At 48.1% G+C, this 25,773-nt stretch carries 26 protein-coding genes; 13 read left to right on the top strand and 13 right to left on the bottom strand.

The window, feature by feature from the left end; genetic code table 11:
• Positions 1-4: 4 nt before the first annotated feature.
• From JIN82_RS01360 to JIN82_RS01380, 5 genes are all read right to left on the bottom strand, one after another.
• A complete protein-coding gene (locus JIN82_RS01360) occupies positions 5-1,666 on the bottom strand; it encodes a UDP-N-acetylmuramoyl-L-alanyl-D-glutamate--2,6-diaminopimelate ligase (RefSeq protein WP_200309836.1) in 1,662 nt (553 codons plus the stop codon).
• Positions 1,663-3,585, bottom strand: a complete 1,923-nt coding sequence (locus JIN82_RS01365) for a peptidoglycan D,D-transpeptidase FtsI family protein (protein ID WP_200309837.1) — start codon at positions 3,583-3,585, stop codon at positions 1,663-1,665. The genes JIN82_RS01360 and JIN82_RS01365 overlap by 4 nt, the downstream gene beginning before the upstream one ends.
• A gap of 3 nt (positions 3,586-3,588) precedes the next feature.
• On the bottom strand, positions 3,589-3,906 hold the full coding sequence (locus tag JIN82_RS01370; protein WP_234041692.1) for a hypothetical protein: 318 nt from the start codon (positions 3,904-3,906) through the stop codon (positions 3,589-3,591).
• A gap of 54 nt (positions 3,907-3,960) precedes the next feature.
• Positions 3,961-4,887: a 16S rRNA (cytosine(1402)-N(4))-methyltransferase RsmH gene (gene rsmH / locus JIN82_RS01375; RefSeq protein WP_200309839.1), complete on the bottom strand. Its 927-nt coding sequence runs from the start codon at positions 4,885-4,887 to the stop codon at positions 3,961-3,963.
• A gap of 156 nt (positions 4,888-5,043) precedes the next feature.
• A complete protein-coding gene (locus JIN82_RS01380; RefSeq protein WP_234041693.1) occupies positions 5,044-5,505 on the bottom strand; it encodes a division/cell wall cluster transcriptional repressor MraZ in 462 nt (153 codons plus the stop codon).
• 191 nt (positions 5,506-5,696) lie between these two features.
• Between JIN82_RS01380 and JIN82_RS01385 the strand changes: the two genes are divergently transcribed.
• Positions 5,697-6,821: a lactonase family protein gene (locus JIN82_RS01385; RefSeq protein ID WP_200309841.1), complete on the top strand. Its 1,125-nt coding sequence runs from the start codon at positions 5,697-5,699 to the stop codon at positions 6,819-6,821.
• A gap of 451 nt (positions 6,822-7,272) precedes the next feature.
• On the opposite strand, the gene rplT is transcribed toward JIN82_RS01385, so the two are convergent.
• From rplT to JIN82_RS01405, 4 genes are all read right to left on the bottom strand, one after another.
• Positions 7,273-7,641 carry a 50S ribosomal protein L20 gene (rplT, locus tag JIN82_RS01390; RefSeq protein ID WP_200309842.1) on the bottom strand — a complete coding sequence of 123 codons (369 nt, stop codon included), beginning with the start codon at positions 7,639-7,641 and terminating at the stop codon, positions 7,273-7,275.
• A gap of 143 nt (positions 7,642-7,784) precedes the next feature.
• Positions 7,785-7,994, bottom strand: coding sequence for a 50S ribosomal protein L35 (rpmI, locus tag JIN82_RS01395; RefSeq protein WP_200309843.1), 210 nt, complete (start codon positions 7,992-7,994; stop codon positions 7,785-7,787).
• Positions 7,995-8,511: 517 nt separating this feature from the next.
• Positions 8,512-9,192 (bottom strand): DUF4405 domain-containing protein, encoded by a 681-nt coding sequence (locus tag JIN82_RS01400; RefSeq protein ID WP_200309844.1) that lies wholly within the window; start codon positions 9,190-9,192, stop codon positions 8,512-8,514.
• 103 nt (positions 9,193-9,295) lie between these two features.
• A complete protein-coding gene (locus tag JIN82_RS01405; RefSeq protein WP_200309845.1) occupies positions 9,296-9,760 on the bottom strand; it encodes a hypothetical protein in 465 nt (154 codons plus the stop codon).
• A gap of 182 nt (positions 9,761-9,942) precedes the next feature.
• Between JIN82_RS01405 and asnS the strand changes: the two genes are divergently transcribed.
• Positions 9,943-11,310: an asparagine--tRNA ligase gene (gene asnS, locus JIN82_RS01410; protein ID WP_200309846.1), complete on the top strand. Its 1,368-nt coding sequence runs from the start codon at positions 9,943-9,945 to the stop codon at positions 11,308-11,310.
• 17 nt (positions 11,311-11,327) lie between these two features.
• On the opposite strand, the gene JIN82_RS01415 is transcribed toward asnS, so the two are convergent.
• The gene (locus tag JIN82_RS01415) at positions 11,328-12,380 is read right to left on the bottom strand and encodes a hypothetical protein (protein ID WP_200309847.1); all 1,053 of its coding nucleotides are present in this window, start codon (positions 12,378-12,380) and stop codon (positions 11,328-11,330) included.
• Positions 12,381-13,059: 679 nt separating this feature from the next.
• Here JIN82_RS01415 and JIN82_RS01420 point away from each other — a divergent pair.
• The 4 genes from JIN82_RS01420 (at position 13,060) to JIN82_RS01435 (ending at position 17,231) form a co-directional block, all read left to right on the top strand.
• A complete protein-coding gene (locus tag JIN82_RS01420; protein ID WP_234041694.1) occupies positions 13,060-15,465 on the top strand; it encodes a type IV pili methyl-accepting chemotaxis transducer N-terminal domain-containing protein in 2,406 nt (801 codons plus the stop codon).
• Between the two features lie 25 nt (positions 15,466-15,490).
• Positions 15,491-16,066: a response regulator gene (locus JIN82_RS01425; RefSeq protein ID WP_200309849.1), complete on the top strand. Its 576-nt coding sequence runs from the start codon at positions 15,491-15,493 to the stop codon at positions 16,064-16,066.
• A gap of 20 nt (positions 16,067-16,086) precedes the next feature.
• The gene (locus JIN82_RS01430; protein WP_200309850.1) at positions 16,087-16,620 is read left to right on the top strand and encodes a chemotaxis protein CheX; all 534 of its coding nucleotides are present in this window, start codon (positions 16,087-16,089) and stop codon (positions 16,618-16,620) included.
• Between the two features lie 215 nt (positions 16,621-16,835).
• On the top strand, positions 16,836-17,231 hold the full coding sequence (locus JIN82_RS01435) for a hypothetical protein (protein ID WP_234041695.1): 396 nt from the start codon (positions 16,836-16,838) through the stop codon (positions 17,229-17,231).
• Positions 17,232-17,341: 110 nt separating this feature from the next.
• Here JIN82_RS01435 and JIN82_RS01440 read toward each other — a convergent pair whose 3' ends face one another.
• Together JIN82_RS01440 and JIN82_RS01445 are read right to left on the bottom strand one after the other, a co-directional pair.
• On the bottom strand, positions 17,342-17,788 hold the full coding sequence (locus JIN82_RS01440; RefSeq protein WP_200309852.1) for a polyribonucleotide nucleotidyltransferase: 447 nt from the start codon (positions 17,786-17,788) through the stop codon (positions 17,342-17,344).
• 77 nt (positions 17,789-17,865) lie between these two features.
• A complete protein-coding gene (locus JIN82_RS01445) occupies positions 17,866-18,834 on the bottom strand; it encodes a calcium/sodium antiporter (RefSeq protein WP_200309853.1) in 969 nt (322 codons plus the stop codon).
• A 374-nt stretch (positions 18,835-19,208) separates the two neighbouring features.
• On the opposite strand from JIN82_RS01445, the gene JIN82_RS01450 reads away from it, so the two are divergent.
• The 7 genes from JIN82_RS01450 to JIN82_RS01480 all read left to right on the top strand — a co-directional run bounded on the left by JIN82_RS01450 (position 19,209) and on the right by JIN82_RS01480 (position 25,174).
• Positions 19,209-19,376 (top strand): hypothetical protein, encoded by a 168-nt coding sequence (locus JIN82_RS01450; protein WP_200309854.1) that lies wholly within the window; start codon positions 19,209-19,211, stop codon positions 19,374-19,376.
• Between the two features lie 3 nt (positions 19,377-19,379).
• Positions 19,380-21,842, top strand: a complete 2,463-nt coding sequence (ccoN, locus tag JIN82_RS01455) for a cytochrome-c oxidase, cbb3-type subunit I (protein WP_200309855.1) — start codon at positions 19,380-19,382, stop codon at positions 21,840-21,842.
• Between the two features lie 14 nt (positions 21,843-21,856).
• The gene (locus tag JIN82_RS01460; RefSeq protein ID WP_200309856.1) at positions 21,857-22,039 is read left to right on the top strand and encodes a hypothetical protein; all 183 of its coding nucleotides are present in this window, start codon (positions 21,857-21,859) and stop codon (positions 22,037-22,039) included.
• A 4-nt stretch (positions 22,040-22,043) separates the two neighbouring features.
• Complete coding sequence (locus JIN82_RS01465; RefSeq protein ID WP_200309857.1) at positions 22,044-22,619, top strand: cbb3-type cytochrome c oxidase N-terminal domain-containing protein; 576 nt, start codon at positions 22,044-22,046, stop codon at positions 22,617-22,619.
• A gap of 113 nt (positions 22,620-22,732) precedes the next feature.
• Positions 22,733-24,169, top strand: a complete 1,437-nt coding sequence (gene ccoG / locus JIN82_RS01470; protein ID WP_200309858.1) for a cytochrome c oxidase accessory protein CcoG — start codon at positions 22,733-22,735, stop codon at positions 24,167-24,169.
• A 19-nt stretch (positions 24,170-24,188) separates the two neighbouring features.
• Positions 24,189-24,362, top strand: coding sequence for a hypothetical protein (locus tag JIN82_RS01475; RefSeq protein ID WP_200309859.1), 174 nt, complete (start codon positions 24,189-24,191; stop codon positions 24,360-24,362).
• Positions 24,363-24,373: 11 nt separating this feature from the next.
• Positions 24,374-25,174 (top strand): sulfite exporter TauE/SafE family protein, encoded by an 801-nt coding sequence (locus JIN82_RS01480; RefSeq protein ID WP_200309860.1) that lies wholly within the window; start codon positions 24,374-24,376, stop codon positions 25,172-25,174.
• On the opposite strand, the gene JIN82_RS01485 is transcribed toward JIN82_RS01480, so the two are convergent.
• A complete protein-coding gene (locus JIN82_RS01485; RefSeq protein WP_325099455.1) occupies positions 25,171-25,725 on the bottom strand; it encodes an RDD family protein in 555 nt (184 codons plus the stop codon). The genes JIN82_RS01480 and JIN82_RS01485 overlap by 4 nt on opposite strands.
• Positions 25,726-25,773: the final 48 nt, after the last annotated feature.

Raw genomic sequence — 25,773 nt, forward strand, 5'->3', positions numbered from 1 at the left:
CGACTTATTTTTCGGGTTTGGCATCGTCATCCCGCTTGTCTTTCGGGATGAACTTTCTTGGTTGGGCGTCACCAAATGAGCGGAAGCCATATTTTTCTTCGCGTTCTTCGCGCGCTTGGATTTGCTCACGGATTTGACGTTTCTTCTCCATCTCTGCATTTTTAACTGCACGGGCATCTTCGATTCGCTTGTTGCGCGCGGCCATTGCCTTACGCCCTTCAACACGATCGTCGAAATGTACTTTGTGGCCAGCAATGTCCTGATAGGTCTCGTGACCTTTACCAGCTAGCAATACGACGTCACCAGCACGTGTCATATTCACTGCTTTTTGGATGGCGATGCCGCGGTGAGGAACCACTTCGTATTTAGTACCTTTAACGCCAGCGACGATTTGTTTGATGATCTCGTTAGGATCTTCGGTGCGCGGGTTATCAGAAGTAATGACGCAGTAGTCACTTAGCTCAGAAGCAACTTTGCCCATAAGTGGACGCTTAGTTTCATCTCTATCACCACCACAGCCAAACACTGTGATCAAGCGACCGAGGTCAATTTCTTTAAGCGCGTTGCAGACGTTAGCAATGGCATCAGGTGTGTGAGCGTAATCTACAAAGACCAAGGTACCATCGCGGCGACCAAGGCTTTCTAAGCGGCCAGGAACCTGCGGAGCATCAGCAATAGCTTTGATAGCTTCGCGAATTGGCACGCCAATAGCGATTGTTGAGGTCAAGGCAGCTAGGGCGTTAGAAACGTTGTAGAGGCCAAAGTATGGAGTCTTTACGAGGTAATCTTTACCTTTGTACTGCAGCTCAAATTGAGTTCCGCTCATGCCTTGTTTGACGTTCACGGCGCGGAAATCAGCATGGACGCTGAAACCGAAGGTTAGAATGCGAAGGTCATCTTTATAGTCGCGCACTAGCAGTTCGCCGTGGCGTTCATCGATGTTGATCACCGCTGTTGGACGCTTTTTGCTTTCGCTAGCTACCATGCTTTCGAACATAAGCTTTTTGGCATTAAAGTAAGCCTCCATGCTGACGTGATAGTCGAGATGATCTTGGCTGAGGTTAGTGAAAACACCAACGTCGAAGCTGGTTCCAGCGGTACGCTTCTGGTGCAGCGCGTGGGATGAAACTTCCATGGCCACGGCGCGGCAGCCATTTTCTACCATTTCAGAGAATACTTGCTGCAGCTGGAGTGGATCAGGTGTGGTATGAGTCGCCTCACGTTCTTCCAGCCCGTTGTCTACTTTGATGGTGCCAAGTAATCCAGCGCGGTGCTGAACGTTTTTCAGAATGGCATGAGCGATGAAAGCGGTTGTTGTTTTGCCGTTAGTGCCGGTAATGCCGATAGTCTGCAGCTGAGATGATGGATTTTCGTACCAGGCACAGGCTAGAGCAGCTACTGCAGCACGAGCATCACCCACGTGAGCCCAGCAAATTTTGCCGTCCCAATCAGCATCGGGAGCCACTTCTGAGATGATGGCTACAGCGCCGGCGTCGATGGCCTGTTTGACAAAATCATTGCCATCCACGGCAGTTCCGCGAATCGCCACGTAGACGCTGCCTTCGCTAACTTCGCGACTATCAGCGGTAACCCCACTCACGTCGAGAGTTTGATCTCCTGAAATGACTGCCTTCTCTAGGCTCTGCAGTAATGTTTTAAGCTTCATGATTCCTTACGCTTTTCAGCGACTTCTTGATTGTTTTCGATCGGATTGGTCGGTGCGATTCCCATCCTTGCAGCCACCCTTCTGGCGACTTTGGCAAAAATAGGCGCGGCAATGGTCCCGCCGTACCGTTTCACTTCCGTTGTCTGTGGATCATCTACGACTACCACGCAAACAAATTCGGGTTTATCTGCAGGTAAAAGTCCAACAAATGACACGGTGTAGCGTTCGAATAAATACCCGCCATTTACGGGATCATGTTTCCAAACTGTGCCAGTTTTTCCGCCCACATTACCTTCAAATCCTTCAACTTTGGCGCGACGCGCGGTGCCCGTGACGTCAACGACTCCCGCTAGAGCCGTGCGCATGTCTTTGGCTGCTCTCTTGCTAATGACGCGGCGAACCACTTCAGGTTCAAATTGCTCAATCACTGCGCCATCATTAGTAATCACAGATTTAATAATTTGAGGTTTCATCAGCTGGCCACCATTGGCGATCGCCGAGTAAGCACTGGCAATCTGCAGAGGAGTGACGGCATTGGAGTAACCAAATGTTGCACGCGAAAAGTCAGTTGGGTTATCGCTGAGCGGGGTAATGCCAGCGCTTTCGCCAGCTAGATTGATGCCCGTTTTTTTGCCAAAACCAAATTTTTTCAGGTAGTCGTAATAACGTTCTTGCCCGAGGAGCAGACCAAATTTGTAAGTACCAATGTTACTGGATTTTGCCATCACTTTAGCCGTCGACAGCTCACCGTAGTAATGGTGATCCTTTACTGTAACTGAACCGTGACGGAATGGCATCCAGCCAGTATCAATCACGGTATCGAGATTGACTAAACCTTGATCTAAAGCTGCAGCTGCGGCAACAATCTTGATTGTTGAGCCCGGCTCGTAGCTGGCCTGAGTGGCAAAACTGAATCCATTCTTGGCCGCATTTTCACGAATGTTTAGGTTGTAGCTAGGCCGGCTCACCATGCCGAGAATCTCGCCAGTATCCGGCTTCATCAGAACAATACAGCCAGTTTCAGCCTCAAATTCTTCCAGCCCGGCATCGAGTTCTTCTTCCAGAATATGCTGCAGCTGAATATCAATGGTCAACTGCACGTTGAGTCCGTGGGCTGGTGGCAACATCATGCCAACTTTACTTGGCAGAAGTAAATTGTTAGCACTTTTTTCCTCGATTACAAACCCATCGCGCCCCTGCAGTCGGTTATTAAACTTCTGCTCCACCCCTGAGCGCCCTTCCCCCTCGTAATTGACAAAACCAATCACGTGTGCGGCTAGCTCAGGATAAACGTACCAACGACGCTGAGCTTGCTCAAAAAAGAATCCACAAATCCAGCGCTCTTTTACCAGCTTTTCCAGATCATCAGATCTATCTTCGGGTAAGTCTTTGCGAATCGTTAGCTCCTGCAGCTTAGTATTTTTAATCCGATCGCGCAGCGCGTCCTCGGTCATACCTAACGGCCTAGCTAGCTCGCTGATAGCATATTCAAAATGCTCCTCAACGATAGACGCAGGAGTCATGTCCTCCATGATCCGGCGCTGTCTGAGGCGAATCATCGCGCGGCGCTTAGCTCTATCCTTCAGCGGATCTAGCTGCTTCCATTTTGTGGTATCGCGCAGGTCCCTATACGCCAGCCCACAGGCTGCTAGAGATGGCTCTTTGAAAAGGTGGCGCATGTCCACCTTCACAGTAGTTAGAGGAATATTGCGCGCTAGCTGGACTTCATTTCTATCAACAATCCAGCCACGCTCGGCGACCAGCACACGCTTTTTACGTTTGTATGCCTCGCCAGCTTTTTTGAAGTCTTCATGCTTCACCACCTGCAGGTAAACCAGCCGAGCCGATAAGCCACTAAGCCCGAGCACGAAGCTCAGGCAAAGTAACAAACATCGACGGTGGAAGGTGGCGTCTTTCATTGATTAGGGTGTCAGTTGGGCCACTGCCTTTCGGGCAGTCTCCTCCACATAGAGTGGATCGGCTGGCAGTACTTTTTCGATGGCATGCACCGGAATGTCAACCAACTCGGAACCAGTACCTTCCAGCTCAGCACGGATGCGGTACAAATTGAGCTTTCTATCAATCTTCACCTGCACGCTGTTAATCGAGTCGTCATTCTCATCAATGTTCATTTTGATCTGCTCGATCTCTCGCTGTACAATGACTTGGCTGTTTTTTAACCAAACGTGAAACATACCACCTCCGCATAATGCGATGGCAGCTACAATCAAGATGGTCATTTCTAACCAGCTCAAATTTTTTCTCTTAGAATGTTTTCTAACGTTCATCTAATATTAAATTTTTTCAATCACACGAAGCTTTGAACTACGTGCTCTAGGGTTGCTTTTACATTCCTCATCGCTGGGGGCGACGGGCTTACGGGTTATTTGCTTGAATGCGTAATCTGGGTTTGGTCGCGGCTCTGGCCATTCCTTCTTATCGACGGTAGGCATGGAGACGTGGCGCATGAATTGTTTGACCATGCGGTCTTCTAGGCTGTGGAAGGTGATTACTACGAGTCGGCCACCTGGTTTAAGAAGGTCGCTAGCTGCATGTAACAATCGCTCTAGCACGCCAAGTTCATCATTCACTGCGATGCGCAGTGCCTGGAAAGTACGTGTGGCTGGATGTTTTTTGCCGCCGCGAGGCAGCACAGAAGCAATACAGTCAGCCAGCTCGCTAGTGCGGCTAAATGGCTGCTCAGCACGGCGGCTAACAATCGCTCTAGCAATGCGGCGCGATGCTTTCTCTTCGCCGTATTTGTAAATGACGTTAGCTAGATCTTCCTCACCCCATGTATTACAGATATCAGCAGCGGTTTCGCCAGCATCGGCATTCATGCGCATGTCTAGCGGGCCATCATTCATGAATGAAAAACCACGCTCTGCGTAGTTGAGTTGCTCAGAAGAAACACCAATATCCACTAAGATAGAGTCTACCTTCTCAATGCCTTGCTCAGCTAACAAATCTGCCATTTCGGCAAAGTTTCCAGCTACAGCTGTGAACTGGTCCCCGTAGGAGGCCAAGCGCTTACTCGCATATGCTCGAGCCTGAGCGTCTTGATCGATACCAATGACACGTGCTCCCCCTGCGAGCAATGCACTGGAATGTCCCCCACCTCCTAGGGTCCCATCCACGCAAATTTTGCCCACGGCAGGAGCCATGAAGTGAATGGTTTCTTTAAATAATACTGGTACGTGATAGTCGCTTGCTCCCTCCATATTTCTCTCTCCTCCGCTCCCCGCTGATTTTGTTTCAGATGCAAACCAAAGGGCACCGCAAGCCCGTCGTCCCTCCCAAGGATCGGAACTTGCGGTAGCCAGCTTTAGTTTAGTCAACAACATGTCAGTATTGCATCTATCACAGTAAATTTTCGTTTAGAAGAATCCCAGCTCGTCGTTGATGCCCTCCAGTGCTTTGTCTTCTTTCTGGAGAACTTCTTCGTACTTGCTAGGTTGGTAAATCTCAAAGTAAGCCCCGCGGCCTACTAAGACGACTTCGCCGCCGGGTTCGATTTCAAATCTCTCACAGCAGGCTTTAGGAATGAGCATCTTGCCCTGAGTTCCAACAGACACCTTCAAGCAGCTCGCAAATAGTTTGCCGCGGTACTGGCGTTTTTGGGCGGTGCTCCAGCCCTCGAGCTCGTCAATGGCCTGAACCATGCCTTCGAACTCAGTTTCTGTTAACACCTTGATGGTTGGAATCTCCAAACAAGATGAGTGTAATAAACGCAGTGTTCCAGATGTGGCCATACGCCAATCCGCAGGCACAGACACCCTGCACTTTGGATCGAGCTTATGGTCAAAAACGCCCTCAAGGCTATGTTCCAGCACACTCATTAGCACTCACACTCACTCTGAAGCACTTTAATACACTTAAGTACACTTTGGGTCAATCTCGTTTTTACTATGACTCACAGCGAGTTAGGACTTTTCTAGCACACCTAGACTTTTCAAGATATCTTCAGCGGTGTACCAAAGTGCACCAATCCATTGCACCGTAAGCAATCCCACCATCCACTAACGTAATCATGGCCAAAAAAACTAAACCTTTTACTAACACAAAAAAAATTCCTATTTTGGTTAGTGAATATACAAGCACACTCGATCACGTCAGAGGAAAAGGCACGGGAATCCAACTAATGGAGCTAGATTTATCCACCGGAGAGCTATTTCACCTACGCCAGCTAGCTAAGTTAGAGAACCCCTCATACATGAGTCTATCACACAACAATAGCCATCTTTACGCCATCAGCGAGGTGTGCGAATTCCGAGGCAAGAGAGATGGCAAAATCACTAGCTACCAGCTAAGCAACCCCAACAGCAACATGGAACTGATAGAAATGCAACAATGCAGCTCACACGGCGCTGGCCCAGCTTATTGCAGACCCTCACTAGATGACTCCACCCTACTCAATGTTAATTACGTTCACGAAAACCTAACCACTCACCCAATCCTAGCTGACGGCACAATCAACACTCCATCTAGCAACATCCAGCTAGAAGGCAACGGACCCATTAGACAGCGACAAGAACAAGCACACCCACACGCTATCAACCAAAACCCGCACGACCAACTCGTCTATCTATGCGATCTCGGCAGCGACTCACTCATTCGCTATCAGCTAGACACATCTAGCCAGGTTGACTTTTTCGACAAACTCAAGCTTCCAGCTGGCAGCGGACCGCGACACATCGTCTATCACCCGCAGCTAAACTATAGCTACATCTCGCTAGAACTTAGTTCACAGCTCGCAACCATTCACCACTCAGCCTCACCAAATGACACCAAAGTATGCGATCTATCAGCAGCAAGCTCAGCTAACAACGATGTCAATTTCCCATCTGAGCTCACCCTCACGATCGACGGAAAATTCCTCTACCTAGCCAACCGCGGCGCTAACACCATCAGCTTATTTAGCTTAGATAACCCAGCCAAACCTGAGCTAGTAGAATCGATCGACTGCGGCGGCACCACTCCACGCCACATCGCCCTGAGCCCTAATGAAGAGTTTCTCATCGTCGCCAACCAGGACTCGGATGCTCTCGTTAGCTTTCAGCGCGATAAAACATCAGGCCGATTAATTCACGCCCACACCGTCGACCAACCAACTCCATGTTTTATCCTATTCCCAACTGAGAGCCCAGCCAGCTAGAATCTAGCTAGCCGGCAAAAATACAATGATTATCAGAAAACCCACAATCCCCAACAACACAGCAAGAAACAGCAAGCGCTGCAGCTTCAACAAGCGAATCAATTTACCATCATCCGGCTCAGCCCAGCGAGATGAATTCATCGCAAAACGAATGTAGCACAGCGAAAAACCCATGCTATGCCTCATCAAAGATGGCGCCACCAACTTAGCGTGCAACTCAGCATCAATCTGCTTCAGACGAGCCTTCACTGCCAGCGTACAGAGAAATCCAGCCGACCATACAATTAGATAGATGGCCATATAAACCACTAGAGTCACTATTTCCACAAGCGTGACACTAACAAGAACGCCACCACCAACAAGAATAAATCAGCCGTTTCAGCCAGCCAGCTAGACACAAAAAAGCCGAAGGTTTTCACCTTCGGCTTTTAAATATTTGGAACCTAATTGGTTACGCAACTTTTGCTTCGAGAGCAGCCTTTGCTTGAGAAGCGAGGGCGTCGAATGCAGATGCGTCGTTAACAGCGAGGTCAGCAAGAATCTTGCGGTCAACTTCGATGTTAGCAGCCTTGAGGCCTTCCATGAAACGTGAGTAAGTCAACTCACGCTGACGAGCAGCGGCGTTGATACGAGCGATCCAGAGACGACGGAATGTTCCCTTACGCTTCTTACGGTCACGGTACTCATAGATACGAGCCTTACGGACAGCATCCTTAGCGTAACGGTACAGTTTTGAACGGAAGCCGCGGAATCCTTTTGCACGCTTGATTACGCGCTTACGACGCTTGCGACTAGCCGGGCTGTTTGTTGATCTTGGCATTTGGTCTTTTTAATTGGAATGAACAGTTTCTTCTCAATCCTTCCACAGTCTCGTTCATTCGACTCTACTAATAGCGTAGAATAGGCTGTGTGAAGGCCACTCGTTATGCGAGTGGGTGGCGTTGGCTTTCGCCGACTTATGGATTAGGCGTGAGGAAGTGAGGCACGTACTGCCTTCAAATCTGCATCGGACACGAGAGTCGCCTTACCCAGATTGCGCTTACGCTTCTGGTTTTTCTTTGTAAGAATGTGGCGTTTCCCTTGCTTACGACGCAAAATCTTCCCTGTGCCTGTCACCTTAAATCTCTTGGCGACGGCCTTCCGGGTCTTTGCTTTACCTGATGTTTTAGCCATGGGGCGGCGAAGCTAGCCGTGAACTGATTTTTTGCAAGCCCATTCTTTAAAGAATTTACACAAAATCAACCACCCACTGAGAATAAACCAATTACACTTATAAAAATCATCAATAGCGACTTTTCCAGCTGAGTAAATGCACACTCAGCTGAAATCATCATAGCTATAAATAGCGATTCTAGCGTCACCCCACCTTCTGCTCAATAGAGACCAGAAAACGTATCTGCCGCCTAGCCACACTATATACTGGTTTTAGGAAATTTAAGCACCAGCCAAATACCAATCAACATATATATAGCAAGAGCTCCTTCACGGTAGCTATAAATAGGAAATGTCGTCGCGTGGATAGCGTCCGAAAACCGCCAAGAAAACCGCCATACGCAGACAGACACAAAAAAGGCCCAGCTATGCTGGGCCTGATGGATAATTTGGTTCTTTAGAAAGCAGATTTCAGCAAACTAGGTCTTTGCCTAGCAGGAAAAAACGCCCTCCCTAGTTAATAAAGCACTATAGAGGTTTACTCAGCTTCTACCGCAGCAGGCTGTGCGCTTGCATCACCAGCTTCCACTCCAGCAGCCGGAAGCTCAGCAGTAGCATTCTCACCGCAGCTGGACTTCTTCTCACCACAGCTAGACTTTTTCTCGCCACAGCTGAACTTTTTCTCGCCACAGCTGGACTTTTTCTCGCCACAGCTGGACTTTTTCTCACCGCAGCTGGACTTCTTCTCACCACAGCTGGACTTCTTCTCACCACAGCTGGACTTCTTCTCGCCGCAGCTGGACTTTTTCTCACCACAGCTAGATTTCCCTTCACCGCAAGTACTGCGATCCGGGCAAGTGGCACAGCTACCGCCACTACAACCACCACTGCCAGCTGGAATCTCAGCGAGCGGACTCAATGAGGCAGCAGTCAGAATCGCCACAGGAACTAGCAAACCCAACCACATTTTTGCTGAGCTTTTTTTACAGGCGTAGTTAACGAGCCATTTGCGATGCAGCCACAGGTGCCAAACCACAAGGAAGCAGAGAACAATCCCTCCCCACAGGTGGATATCCTTCCACATCCCCTTGCCCAATCCCCACAGGCCAACGCTTTTACCAGCTGCGCCGTGTGGAAATTTCCATTCTAAAATCAAACCTGAAACTGCAATCAACAGCCCAAGTACGTACAAAATATAGTTTAAAACTCGCGCTAACATAACAATCTAGCGATTTAAACTATCACCTCATCAATTACCAGATAGCAGATAAAACCGCAGCAAAACAACTGTATCCTAACGAATTAAAGCAATCGCGCGCCCGCTACTCACCATCAGTAGCCGATTCATCGGCAGAAGACACTTCTTCTACTGGTTTCTCTTCTGCCTTGTCAGCTGCTGGCTCAGCCTTTTCAGGTTCAGGCAACCCCATCACCATCAGCTGCAACATATGCTCACCTTCAGCCAAGTTTAACTGAGGCGCAGTTAATAACATGCACATGACTTGCAAGCCAGAGATCTCCTTCGAAGTAAAGTTAGACATCGCTAACAACTCCATCCCTTGAGCTTCAAGTGGCCCCTTAGCTCCTTCCATCATTTCATCGAGAATCTCGACTTCGCCCCAGCTATCACCAAGAAACTCCTTCAGTTGCTTTTTAATTTCAGCTGGATCTTTCTCCGTAGAATATCCCAAGACTCGCATGCCCATCATTTTGGTATCTACGATCTGTGCCTCGCCCGCAAATGCCTTTTCAAAATCAGGCACCTCAGCCGCTGAAGCTGCAAGCATCAGTGAACAATAGGCAAAATCATAGCGAGTTTTTTCATCATTAGATGAACCTATCCACAGTCATTTCACAACACAAGAAATAGTTAGAAACAAACGCAACAGCCGGCACCTCTTCTCCTGCTAATGAAATATGCCAAGCAATGACTATTGGCGTGAGCGAAAAGCTGTGCTAGGAAACACTTATGAGAACTCTGATCAAAAATGCGCTGAAAAGCGAAACCGCTAGCGATAGCCTCACCATAAAAGGATGGGTGCGCACTCGCCGTGATTCCAAAGCATTTTCATTTTTAGAAATCAACGACGGCAGCTGCATGGCTAACATGCAAGTCGTCGCCGACGCCGGCATCCCCGGCTATGATCAAGTCAGCCAAATGACCACTGGCGCAGCAGTGGGCGTCACTGGTCAGCTGATAGAGTCTCCAGGCAAAGGTCAAAAATGGGAACTACACGCCAGCTCCATCCAGCTGATAGGTGAAGCACCCGCTGATTTCCCACTGCAGAAAAAAGGCCACAGCCCTGAGTTCCTACGCTCTATCGCCCACTTGCGCCCGCGCACCAACCTCTACGGCGCCACCTTCAGAATGCGTAGCCGACTCGCTCGCGCCATCCATAGATTCTTCGACGAGCGCGACTTTACCTACGTGCACACACCTATCATCACAGCCTCAGATTGCGAGGGAGCTGGCGAGATGTTCCGCGTCACCACACTGGATCCAGCCAAAGCCGAAGCGCAAAAATTTGAAAACGACTTCTTCCAGAAATCTAGCTACCTCACCGTGAGCGGCCAGCTAGAAGGTGAAACATTCGCCACCGCTCTCTCCAACATCTACACTTTTGGCCCAACCTTCAGAGCGGAAAACTCAAACACATCGCGCCACGCCGCTGAGTTCTGGATGGTGGAACCCGAGATCGCGTTTGCCGACCTCAATGATGATATGGACCTAGCTGAAGAATTTGTCCAATACCTCGTTAAAGACGCGTTAGAAAATAACGAAGGCGACCTCGAGATCTTTGCCAAGTTTGTCGACAAAGGACTCATCGAACGACTTGAATTTGTCGCCAACAAACCATTTGTCCGCTGCAGCTACACCGAGGCTGTGGACATCTTGTTAGCCAGCGAAGAAAAATTCGACTACCCAGTAGAATGGGGCGTCAACCTGCAGAGCGAACACGAACGCTACCTCACAGAAGTTCATTTCAAATCTCCGGTCACCGTGTACAACTATCCAAAAGACGTGAAGCCATTTTACATGCGCCTCAACGACGACGGCAAAACAGTAACCGCCATGGACCTGCTCGTCCCAGGCATTGGAGAGATCATCGGCGGTGCCCAGCGTGAAGAACGCTACGACCAACTGCTAGCTAACATGAAAGCGCACGATCTCAACATCGACGACTACAACTGGTACCTCGAGCTGAGAAAATATGGCAGCTGCCCACACGCTGGATTTGGCCTCGGATTCGAGCGCATGCTCATGTTTATCACCGGCATGAAAAACATCCGCGACGTCATTCCATTTGCTAGAACACCCGGGAACTGCGAGTTCTAGACCAACAAGCAATCAGCTCACCACGTCCACATCCTAGGTTGGTTGATTTTGAACAACTTGCCATCGCGCATCTCTAACTTATAGCTAGAATATTCAATCTCATCAGGCGAAATGGTCGACATGGGATCATAGGGCGGGAATACCACTTCATTGCCGCGCAGTTCGTACTTATCTCCAAAGACGGACTTAAGGTCAGCTAAGGTCATCTCTGGATGGAACCAGCCAAGACGATGCTTGTGACCTACTTCTTCTACCAAAAACTTGCGCCAGCTAGATTCTTCACGCTGCGATGGCTGCTGCAGGTTCAGTGACATGCCCAGTTGGCGGTAGCTTTCGTATGGCAAGAGCCCATAGACGAAGGCTTTGATAGATAGGCGGGCTTCATCGTTAAAGCTCATAAACCCACGTAGCTGGGCCGCAGAAGAATGAATGCCATAAACCTTCAGTTGATGATCAGCAAATAGGTACACCTGCCGCCAAATCCCTCCGCAGCAAAAACCATCATTCTCATATAAGCTAAAGCCCTTACTGTACACCACCTCGGCTAACACATGGCGCCCCCCGTAAACAATATAATAGGTTTCGCTAGGCTCTAACTTCTCGTGATTACTGCAAGAATAATAATCCTCCCACCCCCTGCCATCAAGATCACTATCCTCTTGGTAGAGCCCAAATGGATCTTCAGCCAAAACTAACTCTCCCTTCTGCACCTCCAACAATGGATGATCAGGTACAGAGAACGATACCAAATCGTCAGTATATTTTTTCCAAGGCCCAAGGTGGAATTTTTGAATTGTCGATATATCAGAGTCGTTGAGTTTCATCTCCTCTCTCAATCGCTCTAGTCTGCACATGATACTATTAGACACGTCTAACGTGTTAAAATCCATGGAACGCAAGTGCATATCTACTCTTGCCGTAAGGTCCTTCTGATACTCTGTACTTGTGGAATCATAGCTTTTGTTAGCTGGCGCACTATTCTCCCCACTCACAGCTTCAGCCACGGAGATCTGAGCGAAAGTAAAATACGCCATAGCACTTACAAAGACATATCGGCACAGGAAATTCATAACTGGCAAGTTAGCAAACCCCTGTTTCAAACCAAGAACTAAAGTAAGCTTCACCTTGCATTACGCGACTCCCCTACCTCAAAAGCATCAGCTCAAGATAGGCGAAAAAATAGCGCTCACACATCAACCTACCAGAACATAAGTGCTAGGTAGTAAACTAGATGAGAAATCAATGATGCAAGATCATCACTTTTGCACCCATGCCCGTCGACAATTAGCCAAATTTGCAAAAATCGAAAATGTGACACAAAAACACTAACGAAATCACCCGAAAAAACGAACGACCAACATTCAAACAATCTTGTAACGCCTCCACTCAACTGAGGAAAAACAAACCAAACGCTATTGATGAACAGACAAACAACCTAATACACTCATCGATAGATCATTAGAAACCAACACTAACGGTAAATCATTAGATTATTATAACGATCAATTAAATATAGTTCAAATCAATACTCAAAAGCTAATCAATACGTCATACAAACGACGTTTTCACAGCTGTCCGGCTTATAGAATTTTGATGCTTGCTTGGCCTCGAACTAATTGATGAATATCGATCATCAACTTGCAAAAAACCGGTTTACCGAACGGTTTACCAGCTACCTCCTCACCCCCATTTTAGAGAGAAATCTAAACCATTCTCACTAAATACACACAGCCCCAACAAAGCAATCCAATGAAGTCTAACTCATCAATGGCTCCGCCAAACGCCAGTCCAAATATATCCGCGCCGAAAGAGAATAAATACAGTAAGCTCATTCTAGGCATTGGCTCGTTCATTGTCATCATGACAGCGGTTTTAATCGCTAACATCATTCTTTCCAACAAGTTAGTAGAATACTCAGCCGACGTTAACCTTGCTGGTCGCCAGCGGATGTTGACACAGCGAACAGCTAAACTGGTGAACATGATTCAAGCCAGCACGCAGACACAAAATGACACTGCCACTCTTGCTGCCCAGAACGAGTTAAGACTGACTTATAAACTTTTTGACCAAACTCTATCAGCATTTACAAACGGTGGTGACACCATCGGTGCTGATGGCGAATCCGTCATCACACTGAGACAGGTGAGCACGCCAGAACTCGCCGCACAGCTAAAAGAAGCCAATGACATTTGGGGTCGATTTGGACGCAACGTGCAGAACCTTGCATTCACTCCACCAAGCAGACTCGACCCGATAGACATCGACGAGTCGGTGGAGATGGCTGCAAGCTACAACTTGCAGCTGCTAGCATTGATGAACAAGCTCACACAGGGATTGGATGATCAAGCTCAGGAGACAGCTGGTACCCTAAAAATGCTCCAGGCCGGCGCGCTTGCGGCAATTCTAGCTAACTTTGTTTGGATTATTACTTCAGCCTTCGGCTCACTTCGTCGTACAGATGCTCAGCTCATCCAGTACTCCGAAACACTAAAGACACACAACGAAAGCTTGGAAGCGACTAACACCGACCTCGCAGCCACCCAAACAGAGCTTAACAACTCAAACGAAAACCTTCAGTCAGCATACGATTCACTTAAGAAATACTCAAGTGAGGCGGAACAACGAGCCAACGAGTTAGAAAAACTCAGCCGCGACTTGAACCGACTCAAGGAAGAGTCTGACACCATTTTCACCTCAGTTGACCACGGTCTATTCCTCATCGATAAGAAGGCCATCATTGGTCGCCAAGTAAGTTCATCAACCTACGACATTTTTGAAACTGAAAACCTATCAGACCGTTCATTAATCGACTTGCTTCGCCCACTGATCACAGAGAAAGATACGCGTACTCTGGAGAGCTTCCTACAGTTGCAGTTCAATCCAAAGACCAGCTCCAAGCAGCTGATCAAATTCAATCCATTGAAGAAGATTGAGATTACCCTTAACTGGGACGGTCAAGGGTTCATCAATAAGCACCTCGGTTTCAACTTTGAGCGTATTGTTGATAACGGTGAAATCGTTGCCATTCTCGTAACTGTTACTGACGTTACCGAAACCGTAGCTCTAGAAAACCAGCTGAAGCAGGCTAACCAAGATCAAGAGCGCAAGACAGGTCTCATCCTTGATATCATTCGTTCTGATAGCCAAGAGTTAGAAATCTTCCTCGCCCAGACAGATAAAGCGCTGAATAAGATCAATGATACCCTTAAGGAAGAAGGTGTCGGCGATAAAGCCACTGACGAGGTCAACAATAACAGCCACCTCATTGAGACCATTTACCGCACAGTTCACAACATTAAGGGCAACGCATCCATGCTCAAACTTAACAGCATTGTGGAAACCGCTCACCAAGTTGAAGACAAGCTCAGCATGCTGCGCAAGAAACAACATGTTACCGGCGACGAGTTCCTTGGCGCCCTGGTAGAACTCGCCTACATGCGCGAGCTTCTCAATGATTACGAAGAGCTCACCCAGTCACTGCTTCGCGACTTTGTACAACCAGCACCTAGCGCGTCAGCCGCCCCTCTAACTACCTCAGAAAAACTCAACAATGAGTTAGTGAAGTTCACTAACGATATTTCTGCTGAACTCGCTAAGCCAGTACAGCTGCAAGCAGATCTGAATGTAGATTCATTAGGTGATAACGAGCTCGCAGTGAACAAGGACATCATCATCCAGCTGATTAGAAACTCACTAAGCCACGGCTTCGAAGATGCTGATACTCGTAAGCAGCTAGGAAAATGGGAACGTGGATCTATCTTGCTCTCAAACTCTATCGATAACAGCAGCGACAATGCACTTGGCCAGCCGGCTCACGTATTCAAATACCGTGACGATGGCGCCGGTCTTGATCCAGCTAAGCTTGCAGAATCAGCTGTTGCCAAAGGTCTCATCACAGCTGAACAAGCAGCAAGCCTGAAAGACAATGAAACTATCAGCCTGATCTTCCAGCCAGGTTTCTCCACTGCCTCATCCGCAGACCAACATGCTGGTAGAGGTGTTGGTATGGACATCATTAGAAACCATATCGTGAAGCAACTCGGCGGCAAACTGCGCATGAGCTACAAAACTGGCCAGTACCTAGAACTCAGCTGGTATTACCCTGTAGCAAAAAATAGCCCGTCAGTGCCTGCTCCGCAAATGGCTCAAGCATAATTTAACCTCCAACTAACAAACTATCATGAAACTGCTTATTGTAGATGACTCCGCGATGATTCGCAGAGCTATTGCCTCAGCCTACCAAGGGACAACATTCACGGACATTCAAACCGCATCTGACGGATTACTAGCTGTTACTATCTTCAAGACCTTCCTGCCTGACGTTGTCACGCTGGATATCACCATGCCTCACATGGATGGTTTAGCTGCGCTCACACAGATGCTTGAAATCAAACCAAATACTAATGTGTTGGTGATTTCAGCCCTAGCAGATCACCACACCGCCATTGAGTCCCTCTCCAGAGGTGCCAATCAGTTTATTTGTAAACCGTTCACACCTGAAGACCTCAAAGAGGCCCTAGACGACCTCACCTTGGGATCTCCAAATAAGCTGAATAACTCAACCAGCCGCCAAGAAGAACAAAGCATCAAGCTACAAACTTCTGCGATCCTAGAAAAAAAAATGCCAACGCCACCCGAGGGACTAACTGATAGCGCAACTCCAAAAGCCGACGATTACCCGTCTGGTTATGTTACTCCACCAAATGTGAAACCACAGGTTAGTCTCACAGAACACGAAAAATCAGTTAAACCCTAATACCCAAATATCAGTATAATATGAGCGAAAACGATAATAATGTTGGCAAGATCGATGAAGATATTGTCCGCTTTTTCATCTGGGCTGTGTGGAATTTTTTCCAAAAGCAGTCGCCGATAGAGCCAACGGTTGATCCACCTTACCTGTTTGATCGTTTCAAGCACGACGAGTATACAGGCATCATTGGGGTATCCGGCTCTCAGAAGGGCGCTGTTTACTTCACCATGGGGAAAGACATGCTAGATCATATTATTAATACCAACTACGGTAAAAATATTGATCCTAACACGACCGAAGAGGATCGCGAACACCTACGTACCGACTTTGCTGGTGAAATGGCTAACACAGTTTCAGGTAACGTCAGAAACTATCTTGGGGAAGATTTCCTAATTAGTGTTCCTGTTGTAGTGAAAGCAGGCAAGACACCTCTCATCCTACCCAATAAAGTGACAGGTATTGTATTCCCAATCGAATGGGACGGTCACCGCAGCCACCTCGTCGTTGCCTTAGAAAACAGCCAACTGCCAGATAATGATGAGTTCATTATGAGCTAAATAAGCATAAACCTCACCCCCAAACCTAAAATCAAACAATGAATGACTCCGATCTACCAGTAATTTTCAAACGCTACCAAACAGCTGTAGACCTCGAGAATGGAAATCATCAACTACCTCCCATCATTTGGAAGGTACTGAAGCTGTTGGCCCAACCAATGGACAGATTTTGTCTGTCCAAAAAGCTATCCACAAGTTCCTCGGAAACACTTGAATTGATCGAGTTTGCTCTGAAAAACGAACTGATCGAAGTCATCGAGGCCAATACAGTTAGCTACGAAGAATACCTGAGCACATACTCACAGGCATCCCTGCCAGCTGCTGTGGATTACAATATCGAAGAACCATTTGTTATCTTGCCGTCAGAGAATACTCCTAACGCATCGAACAATCAACCAGCCGCTAAACAAAATGGCTCAGTGCAATGCGCATCTATCGCTAGTGCGGCTGGTCACGTTAGCCAAGACATCGACCTAGATTCAGGCAATGACCTGCCAACAATCAAACAAGTCAGTCTTGCGGACCTACGTGATGATGACTCTGTGATCGTTAGCAATAATGACCATGACGCAGCCAAAGATCAGGCGGTCACATTAGAGATCGCCACCTAGCGGGTTTTCCTAATAATTGCGAGATGACTTGTCTCGCCTAAATAAAATTGGCTGCACAGAGTGATCTGTGCAGCCAATTCGTTTAAACTAATCGCTAAATTGCCTTTAGCTTAACGAAGCGCTAAGGCACCTTGAGTCTGAGCAATGCGAATATCGAGCTGGCTCACTGAATCTAATTTCTCAACTTCGAGAATAGCTGGATGGAAGCCAGCTAGAGAAAGGTCGGTATTATTTTCCAAGATTTCAGCCAGAGCATCCTGCTGCACTTCACCGTCAACAGTGATAGCCTCCAGTTGCTCAGGAGTCAGCTGGGCGGTTCGCCCCTTAGGCAAATAAATCGCCCCTGTGCTGAAATCCACAGCAAAAGCAACAACGCCTGGAATGAAAAAGAACAATAGTCCTACGGCGTCGAGAGCGACGACGGCAGGATCCAGCTGACCAGATTTCTGGCCTCGGCGTTCTGGGTGAATAATAGTACCGCAGGAAACCGCTTGGAGTGCGACTGCAGCTGTGAGAATGGGGGCCAGATGACGGGTCAATCGGCTTTGGTTTAACATAACGTAGCCTATACACCAGAGCCCCCAGCTGATGACAAGGCCTTATCAATCATTTAAAACCAACGATTTACACAAACCTAACGTTGCACCACATATATGCAGTAAGCCAGATAGCCAGCTAACAAAAATGCCCCCTCCAGACGAGACAAATGGCGGCGTGTCACCATAAACGGTAAAATCAACACACTAACGCCGACCATCGTAGCCATATCCGCCCAGTTGATTTCGTGAGCCTTAATGGCACTGATAGAACCTGTGATGCCAACTACTGCCAATAAGTTGAAAATACATGAACCAATCGCGTTACCCGTGATCAGATCACCTTGGTTGCGAATGGATGCGACAACGGAAGTTGCCAGCTCAGGTAACGAAGTACCAAAAGCGATCATCGTGAGAGCAATCACAGAAGCTGGCACACCTAATACGATGGCAATCTTCTGGCCGTTTTCAACCAATAAGTTAGCGCCAAAAACCAGCGCAACGAGCCCCATGACAATGAAAATAACATTACGTTTAAGGCGCCCCTTTTCACCAGCATGTTTTACAGCCTCAGCCAGCTCGTCAATATCCTCAGTATCCGAACTCTCAGGCTCGTGTCTAGCAAAGTAGATGCTAGCAACTACATAAATAACAATCATGGCCGCTAGGATAAAACCTTCCCAACGCTGAAGCACACCATCCCACAGCATCGCCGCAAAAATCAAACTACTAACAATAAGGATAGGCATCTCACGGCGGATGATTTGTAACTTAATCGTGATTGGTTTGATCAAGGCGCCCACGCCAAGTATCAGCGCAATGTTACAAATGTTGGAGCCAATCACATTGCCTAGTGCCATATCTGGCTGGCCAGCTCGGTTAGCATTTACGCTTACTAATAACTCAGGAGCACTAGTACCAAAGGCCACAACAGTAAGGCCTACTACCAGAGGTGAAATCCCTAACCTTAAGGCAATTTCTGAGCTACCGGCGACTAACCACTCAGCTCCGTAGTAAAGCAAGGCCAAGCCGACGATTAAAAGCAATACGCTAACGAACATTTCCATAACGCAAACTGCACTTGGCAAGCCGGAAAAGTAAAGCGAGATCTCGGCGATTCTGGCCCATTTGGACCAGTCAGATCCTTGCTATCTTTGTGCAAATCTTATGTGTGCATATTTTGCGGATTTTCTAATTCAATTCCTTTACTCTTGTTCCTCCCAGCAACACCAACTAAAACGCCACACAAGCCTAAACCCTGAAGGATAGACAGTTACACCAACAACCCATTGATAGAGTCAAATTTAAACCGATGCAATTACGCATATTTTGCTCTAAAATCGCGCAAAATGCGCACGACTCACAGTAAGAAATGCACAGCACGAAATTGACATTTAATCTATAAATTTTTAGACAAATCCAGCAACCCGCTGCTCACCCTATGCTCGTCCTCGCCCTAACTATTTTAATCAGCACTCTGCTTGCAGGCATATTTGTCGCCTGCTTTTTCATGGAGTGGAAAAACGTGCGCGAGAGAAGTATCGAGCAAGATTCCTTGCTCCCCTTGGACGACGACACCCCACCAGCATCACCCATTTCTAGAAAATAAACTATGAAGACACAAACCGGTAATACCGTAACCATTGAGTACGACGATTCCATCGTGCGGCTATTCCTACTCGCTTCTCTAATCACCTCTGTGGTGGCTATGTTAGTAGGCGTGATTATTTCATCTCAGCTGCATACCTGGCAGATGAATGGATTGGGCACAGCTGGACTAGAATGGATCACTTTTGGTCGCTTGCGCCCACTTCACACAAATGCTGCCATCTTTGCCTTTGTTGGTAATATGATGTTTGCTGGTGTGTATTATTCCACCCAGCGCTTGTGCAAAGCCCGTATGGCTAACGATGTGCTTTCGCGGATTAACTTCTGGGGCTGGCAGACCGTCATTCTCGGTGCCATTATCACACTCCCTCTCGGTCTAACTCGTGGCAAAGAATACGCTGAGCTGATTTGGCCTATCAACATCCTCGTGGTTTTGGTTTGGGTTGTATTTGCCGTCAACTTCTTCTGGACACTTCATAAACGAAATGAACCGCACCTCTATGTGGCGCTGTGGTTCTACATCGCTACCATTATTACCGTGGCGATGCTTTACATCGTTAACCACCTATCACTCCCTACCAGCCTAACTCACTCCTACCCAATCTTTGGCGGGGTACAAGATGCGCTAGTTCAATGGTGGTATGGTCACAACGCCGTGGCCTTCTTCCTAACGACGCCGATCCTCGGCATCATGTACTATTTCATGCCTAAGGCAGCTGGACGTCCAGTCTACTCCTACCGTCTTTCTATCATCCACTTCTGGGCGCTAGTATTTATCTACATCTGGGCAGGTCCTCACCACCTTCTCAACACAGCTCTGCCACAGTGGTTGCAGATGCTCGGCATGCTTTTCTCACTCATGCTTTGGGCTCCATCATGGGGCGGCATGCTCAACGGCCTGCTCACTCTGCGCGGTGCCTGGGACAAACTACGTACCGACCCGGTCATTAAGTTCTTTGCCGCAGGTGTTACCTTCTACGGCATGGCGACATTCGAAGGCCCGCTGATGGCTATCAGAAGCGTTAACGAAATCTCACACTATACTGACTGGACAATTGGACACGTTCACTCAGGTACACTCGGCTGGAACGGATTCATGGCTGCCGGCATGTTCTACTGGATGGCTCCGCGCCTCTGGGGCAAAAAAGACGGCTCTCCTAGCAAACTGTGGAGCACAGCCATGGCCAATACTCACTTCTGGCTCGGCACCGTAGGCATCCTACTTTACATCGGCTCAATGTGGGCATCTGGTATTCTCCAGGCTCTCATGCTCAGCGCGACTAACGAAGCTGGCACACAGCTGAAATACACTGATTTCCTCGAAACCGTGCAGTCCATTCTACCAATGCTGTGGTTCCGTACAGCTGGCGGCCTGCTCTACCTAACTGGATTCATTCTCTGCGCCATCAACATCTTCATGACCATCAAAAATGGTAAAGCTGTGAATGGCACCAAAGAAGTGGTGCTTCCTGAAGCTGACGAGATGGATACTAAAGCTGGCTGGAAAGCTGTCTTCCGTAACGACCCAGTTACTTATTCATTCTGGGTGATCGTATTCCTAACTCTATGGATCTTCTTACCATCCTACGCTGACGTAGCCGCTCTCGCGATCGCACTTGGCCTCGCAGCTCAGGCATGCTGGTTATTTAAAAAGCGTCACCAAGAGTGGAGCAACCTCTACGAAACTCTGGAGAAAAACTGGGTTCCATTCACCCTGCTCGTTGTTGTTGCAGCTGGTCTTGGAGGGGCGATTCAGATCATCCCAACAGTGCTTGCTAACAAAGGCGCTACCGTAGAAGAGCGTGTGCAGAAACTATACACACCTCTGGAGCTAGCTGGTCGTGATATCTACATCACGGAAGGTTGTTATAACTGTCACTCACAAATGATTCGTACGCTGGAGACAGACGTGCGCCGCTACGGTGACTGGAGCCGCATTGGTGAATCTATCTACAACCACCCATTCCAGTGGGGATCTAAGCGTACTGGTCCAGATCTCGCTCGTGAAGGTGGCCTACGTCCTGACAAATGGCACTACGATCACATGTTAGATCCACGTGCAATTTCCGAAGGATCTATCATGCCAGCATACCCATGGTTGCTTAAAAAGGAGACTGACATCGACGCACTTCCTAGCAAAATCGGTGCTCTAAGAGACTTAGGTGTTCCATACCCAGCTCTTAACAAACACGAAATCCTTGATAGCGCTCAGCACCAAGCACTGAAGATCGCTAAAGGTCTCGTAGCAAGCAACATCACCCTTCCTGAGGACCTAGACGAGTCATTCACAGCTGGATCTATCAGCGAGAACGAACTCGTTCAAAAACTCGCCCAGCGTGAAATCATTGCGCTGATCGCTTACTTGCAGAAAATCGGTGCGCACATCGACCTCGAAGTCGACGAATCAGCTGCTCCGAAATTGCTTAACCCTGACACCAAGCAGCAACCACGTGTAGCTAACCAATAGAACCAACAACGACTATGTTCAAAAGAATCATCATCGAAGATTGGAATCAGATCGGAGGACTCATCTCCTTCATCCTGACATTTGGCATCTTTGCCAGCATCATGCTGCGCGCTTGGAGAATGAAACCTAGCGAAGCCGAGCACATGGCCTCACTCGCCCTAGAAGAAGACCTCAAACAAAAAGAATCTAACCAGTAGACCCATGACTGATCCACGTACAAACAAAGACATCAATAAAGGTCCAGTTCTGCGCGAGCATACATTCGACGGCATTGAAGAGTACGACCAGAAATTACCTAACTGGTGGTTATTCACCTTCTACATCGCCATCGTTCTCTACATCGTCTACTGGCTGCTGATGTACAGCACAGGGCTCATCAAACCTGATTCTCAGGTCATTGATGAGCACATGGCTAAAATTGAGCAGGTGCAAAAAGCCGAACTCGAAGCCATGTTAGCTAACCTTGATGACCAAACACTCATCACCTGGAGCCAAAATGGCGGCATCCTAGCTGAAGGCGAAGAGATCTACAAAGCTAACTGCCTCGCCTGCCACGGAGCAGGCTTGGAAGGTGGCATCGGTCGCCCACTCAATGCTGACAAACTCCACTACGGTAATAAACCTATGGAGCTTTTCAACATCGTGCTCAACGGTTCACCGGCTGACGCAGTTGGCTATAATGGCCAAAAAATGCAGGCATGGAAGCAGCTTGGCCCAGACAAGGTCGCCAAGGTCGTTGCTTTCGTAGCTAGCAAAAACGACAATATCAAAGAGTAAATTACTCTCTATCAAGCTGGGCTGAACGCTCCCTCAGCCCAGCTTATCTCCCCCGCCCCTATCACCCTAGCTTAGCCTAGCAGCTAAGTTAATTTCTCCAAAACAGACACATCATGTCCACGGGCAGCAAAAAACCTAACCTGGCCTCCGTCACCACGGTCAACAAAGACGGATCTCACTATCGGCTCCACCCAGCTGATGTCAAAGGGCGCTTCACACTCGCCCGCAGGCTCGTTGCCGCACTTTGCCTCATTGTATACGTAGCCCTGCCATGGATCAAAATTAACGGCTATCCAGCTGTCTTTTTAGATACCGCCATGCGCCGCTTCCACATCTTTGGCGTCACCCTCGCCATTCAGGATATGTGGGTTCTCTTTTTTGTCATTACGGGTTTAGGCTTCACGCTGTTCTTCATCACCTCTCTAATGGGCCGCATCTGGTGTGGCTGGACATGCCCATACACCGTATTTCTTGAGCACGTGTATCGCCGCATTGAGCGCTGGATAGACGGTGATGCCACCGCGCGCAGAAAACTCGACGCAGAACCGTGGTCGGGCACAAAGATCGCCAAAAGAATTCTCAAACACGGGCTTTTTCTAATCATTAGCTGTCTCATTGCTCATGTGTTAGTTTCGTACTTCATGTCATTAGAGGGTTTGTACGCAGCCATTCAAACAGGCCCAGGCGACCATATCTTCTCATTTGGCGTCATTATCTTTTTCACCGTCGTTTTGTACGGCTGCTTCGCCTTTTTCCGCGAACAATTTTGCATCATGATGTGCCCATACGGTCGTCTACAATCTGCGCTCAGTGATGATGACACCATGATCATTGGTTACGACTTCCAGCGCGGTGACCCTCCCGGCAAACCTAAAGATCCTGATGCAGGTGATTGTATTGATTGTCGCCGTTGTGTGCAGGTTTGCCCAACTGGCATCGACATCAGAAATGGCCTCCAGCTAGAGTGCATCGGCTGCGCTAACTGTATTGATGCCTGTGATGACATCATGAAAAAACTGCAGCGCCCAACAGGACTGGTCCGCTATGACTCATACAACGGTCTGCATGGTAAAAGGAATCGCATTCTGCGCCCACGGCTATTCATGTATTTTGCCCTCATGCTAGTTGGCCTATCAGTGCTCACCTTCACCGTTTCGAAAAAAGCTAGACCATTTACAGCACAGATCACCAAGATGAAAGGCATCGCCTATCAGCAGGATGATACTGGCATCCGCAACGTGCTGAGAATCTACCTATTTAATAAGCGAGCAGTGGATGCTAGCTATAGCTTTAGAGTAGAAAATGCTCCTGAATGGCTCAAAGTAAGCGGCTCGACCGACGACTTAAAACTAAAGCCACTTGGTGAAACAACCTACACACTCGTCGTCATTGCACCTGAAGAAAACTACGATGGCCCATTTGATTTCACTCTAATCGTCGAAGATCAGGGAGGCGCGACCGTTCAGCAACAGGTTAACTTCCTGGGACCTAACCCAAGACTCTATCGCAAGCGATTAGATGAAGCCAAAGCAACAGGGACCAACAACTAATCCCTAATTTACCATCTCAATGATAGAACTTCCTAAAAAATACGCCTGGATGCTGATCATCCTACTATTTGCACTCAGTCTCTCAGCTTGGATAATCTTTTACAAGGTAGCCGATAAGCTCGAGGTGAAACGCATCGATACTGATTTACCAACTGAAGAACAAGTAGACGTAGCTGACAGGCCCAACAACTAACCTAATCAAACATGCTAGAAACCGTCAACACTCCAGCTATCGCCTTTTTATTTGGCTTAGTAACTAGCCTACACTGCGTTGGTATGTGTGGGCCAATCGCCTGCTCGCTTAGCACACTCAAAGGCGGTGAAACTCAGCAAATGACTTCAGCTGTTTGTTACCATGGCGGTCGTCTATTGTCCTACTCCCTCATTGGGGCAACCTTTGGCGCCATAGGCATGAAACCTCTACAGTGGTTTTTCAACTCTCCCGCTGTCTTACTGCCATGGGCTCTGGTGATCATGTTCTTTCTCATCGCTCTCGGGCTGGAGAAAAAAATTCCTCGACCAGCATTCTTCAATCGCTTTGTTGCTAGAGCTAGATTTAAAGCTGCAAAAACCAGCGTCACCCGCGGATCACTAGCTATGGGCCTATTTACCCCGTTGTTGCCATGCGGCCCGCTGTACATGCTATTTGGCTTTTCCTTACTAACTGGCTCAGCCATTCGCGGTGCAGAATTCGCTCTAGCATTTGGCCTCGGAACTGTCCCTCTGCTCTGGTTAGCGCAGCACGCATTCCACAAGATTCAGGCGCAGGTAAAAGCCGCCACCATGCCGCTCATTCGTCGCGGGCTAGCACTTGTGACTGCCATTCTTATGTCTATGCGCCTGGCTGACACACTTCCGTGGAACCAAGCTCAGGCTGAAAATGCACCTAGCAGCCAGCTAGAAAATGCCTTACCGCCAGCTGAAAATGATCAGTCTAATGGCGAAAATTCTGCGGCTGAAAAAGCTGAAGAAGTTAAACAAGCACTACCATCTTGCTGCCACTAACTATTTTTCTTTTTCCATCTCGCCAAGGCGCGATCATAGCTGCGGGTATCCAACCATTTTGGTTTCCCCTGCACCACATAAGATCCAGTCAATCTATCGTGGATCGTACGACGTCGCGCTGAATACATAGACAGCCCATCTATAAGCACCAGCACGGGAATAGCTGGGAATAAACACATTCTCAGGAATTCACGCAAAATAGACTTTCTGCGAGACAAGAGCTCACCACTTCGCTGGACGATGCGAATATTCATCGCCCGCTTTCCAATAGAAATGCCCGAATCAACAAGCATAAACCAGTTGAAAACGAGGTAACAAATAAATGCGGCTATAACAAATAATGCGTGATCAAGCCATTCTTGCTGAGTAGATAAATTGACATCATTTGCCTCAGCTAACATGAGAACAAGATGAGCAGGTAGAGACGCTACCAGCACATCTATAAAGTAAGCTGCACCACGCTCGAGTATCCCAGCCTTGAGATCGATGATTCCAACTGGCCCCTGTTTCCTATCGGCGTCTTCACGGACCGGTGTTTGATATGGGTTCACTTCCTCACTCACGTACTAACATTAACACTAACGAAGGTAAGATGCGAA

The organism is Persicirhabdus sediminis (assembly GCF_016595495.1).
GTDB classification, from domain to species: Bacteria; Verrucomicrobiota; Verrucomicrobiia; order Verrucomicrobiales; family Akkermansiaceae; genus Persicirhabdus; species Persicirhabdus sediminis.

Bases quoted from the DNA above. Each gene is read 5' to 3' on its own strand.
- JIN82_RS01360 (WP_200309836.1), bottom strand. From the start codon at position 1,666: ATGAAGCTTAAAACATTACTGCAGAGCCTAGAGAAGGCAGTCATTTCA.
- JIN82_RS01365 (WP_200309837.1), bottom strand. From the start codon at position 3,585: ATGAAAGACGCCACCTTCCACCGTCGATGTTTGTTACTTTGCCTGAGC.
- JIN82_RS01370 (WP_234041692.1), bottom strand. From the start codon at position 3,906: ATGACCATCTTGATTGTAGCTGCCATCGCATTATGCGGAGGTGGTATG.
- rsmH (WP_200309839.1), bottom strand. From the start codon at position 4,887: ATGGAGGGAGCAAGCGACTATCACGTACCAGTATTATTTAAAGAAACC.
- JIN82_RS01380 (WP_234041693.1), bottom strand. From the start codon at position 5,505: ATGAGTGTGCTGGAACATAGCCTTGAGGGCGTTTTTGACCATAAGCTC.
- JIN82_RS01385 (WP_200309841.1), top strand. From the start codon at position 5,697: ATGGCCAAAAAAACTAAACCTTTTACTAACACAAAAAAAATTCCTATT.
- rplT (WP_200309842.1), bottom strand. From the start codon at position 7,641: ATGCCAAGATCAACAAACAGCCCGGCTAGTCGCAAGCGTCGTAAGCGC.
- rpmI (WP_200309843.1), bottom strand. From the start codon at position 7,994: ATGGCTAAAACATCAGGTAAAGCAAAGACCCGGAAGGCCGTCGCCAAG.
- JIN82_RS01400 (WP_200309844.1), bottom strand. From the start codon at position 9,192: ATGTTAGCGCGAGTTTTAAACTATATTTTGTACGTACTTGGGCTGTTG.
- JIN82_RS01405 (WP_200309845.1), bottom strand. From the start codon at position 9,760: ATGCTTGCAGCTTCAGCGGCTGAGGTGCCTGATTTTGAAAAGGCATTT.
- asnS (WP_200309846.1), top strand. From the start codon at position 9,943: ATGAGAACTCTGATCAAAAATGCGCTGAAAAGCGAAACCGCTAGCGAT.
- JIN82_RS01415 (WP_200309847.1), bottom strand. From the start codon at position 12,380: ATGAATTTCCTGTGCCGATATGTCTTTGTAAGTGCTATGGCGTATTTT.
- JIN82_RS01420 (WP_234041694.1), top strand. From the start codon at position 13,060: ATGAAGTCTAACTCATCAATGGCTCCGCCAAACGCCAGTCCAAATATA.
- JIN82_RS01425 (WP_200309849.1), top strand. From the start codon at position 15,491: ATGAAACTGCTTATTGTAGATGACTCCGCGATGATTCGCAGAGCTATT.
- JIN82_RS01430 (WP_200309850.1), top strand. From the start codon at position 16,087: ATGAGCGAAAACGATAATAATGTTGGCAAGATCGATGAAGATATTGTC.
- JIN82_RS01440 (WP_200309852.1), bottom strand. From the start codon at position 17,788: ATGTTAAACCAAAGCCGATTGACCCGTCATCTGGCCCCCATTCTCACA.
- JIN82_RS01445 (WP_200309853.1), bottom strand. From the start codon at position 18,834: ATGGAAATGTTCGTTAGCGTATTGCTTTTAATCGTCGGCTTGGCCTTG.
- JIN82_RS01450 (WP_200309854.1), top strand. From the start codon at position 19,209: ATGCTCGTCCTCGCCCTAACTATTTTAATCAGCACTCTGCTTGCAGGC.
- ccoN (WP_200309855.1), top strand. From the start codon at position 19,380: ATGAAGACACAAACCGGTAATACCGTAACCATTGAGTACGACGATTCC.
- JIN82_RS01460 (WP_200309856.1), top strand. From the start codon at position 21,857: ATGTTCAAAAGAATCATCATCGAAGATTGGAATCAGATCGGAGGACTC.
- JIN82_RS01465 (WP_200309857.1), top strand. From the start codon at position 22,044: ATGACTGATCCACGTACAAACAAAGACATCAATAAAGGTCCAGTTCTG.
- ccoG (WP_200309858.1), top strand. From the start codon at position 22,733: ATGTCCACGGGCAGCAAAAAACCTAACCTGGCCTCCGTCACCACGGTC.
- JIN82_RS01475 (WP_200309859.1), top strand. From the start codon at position 24,189: ATGATAGAACTTCCTAAAAAATACGCCTGGATGCTGATCATCCTACTA.
- JIN82_RS01480 (WP_200309860.1), top strand. From the start codon at position 24,374: ATGCTAGAAACCGTCAACACTCCAGCTATCGCCTTTTTATTTGGCTTA.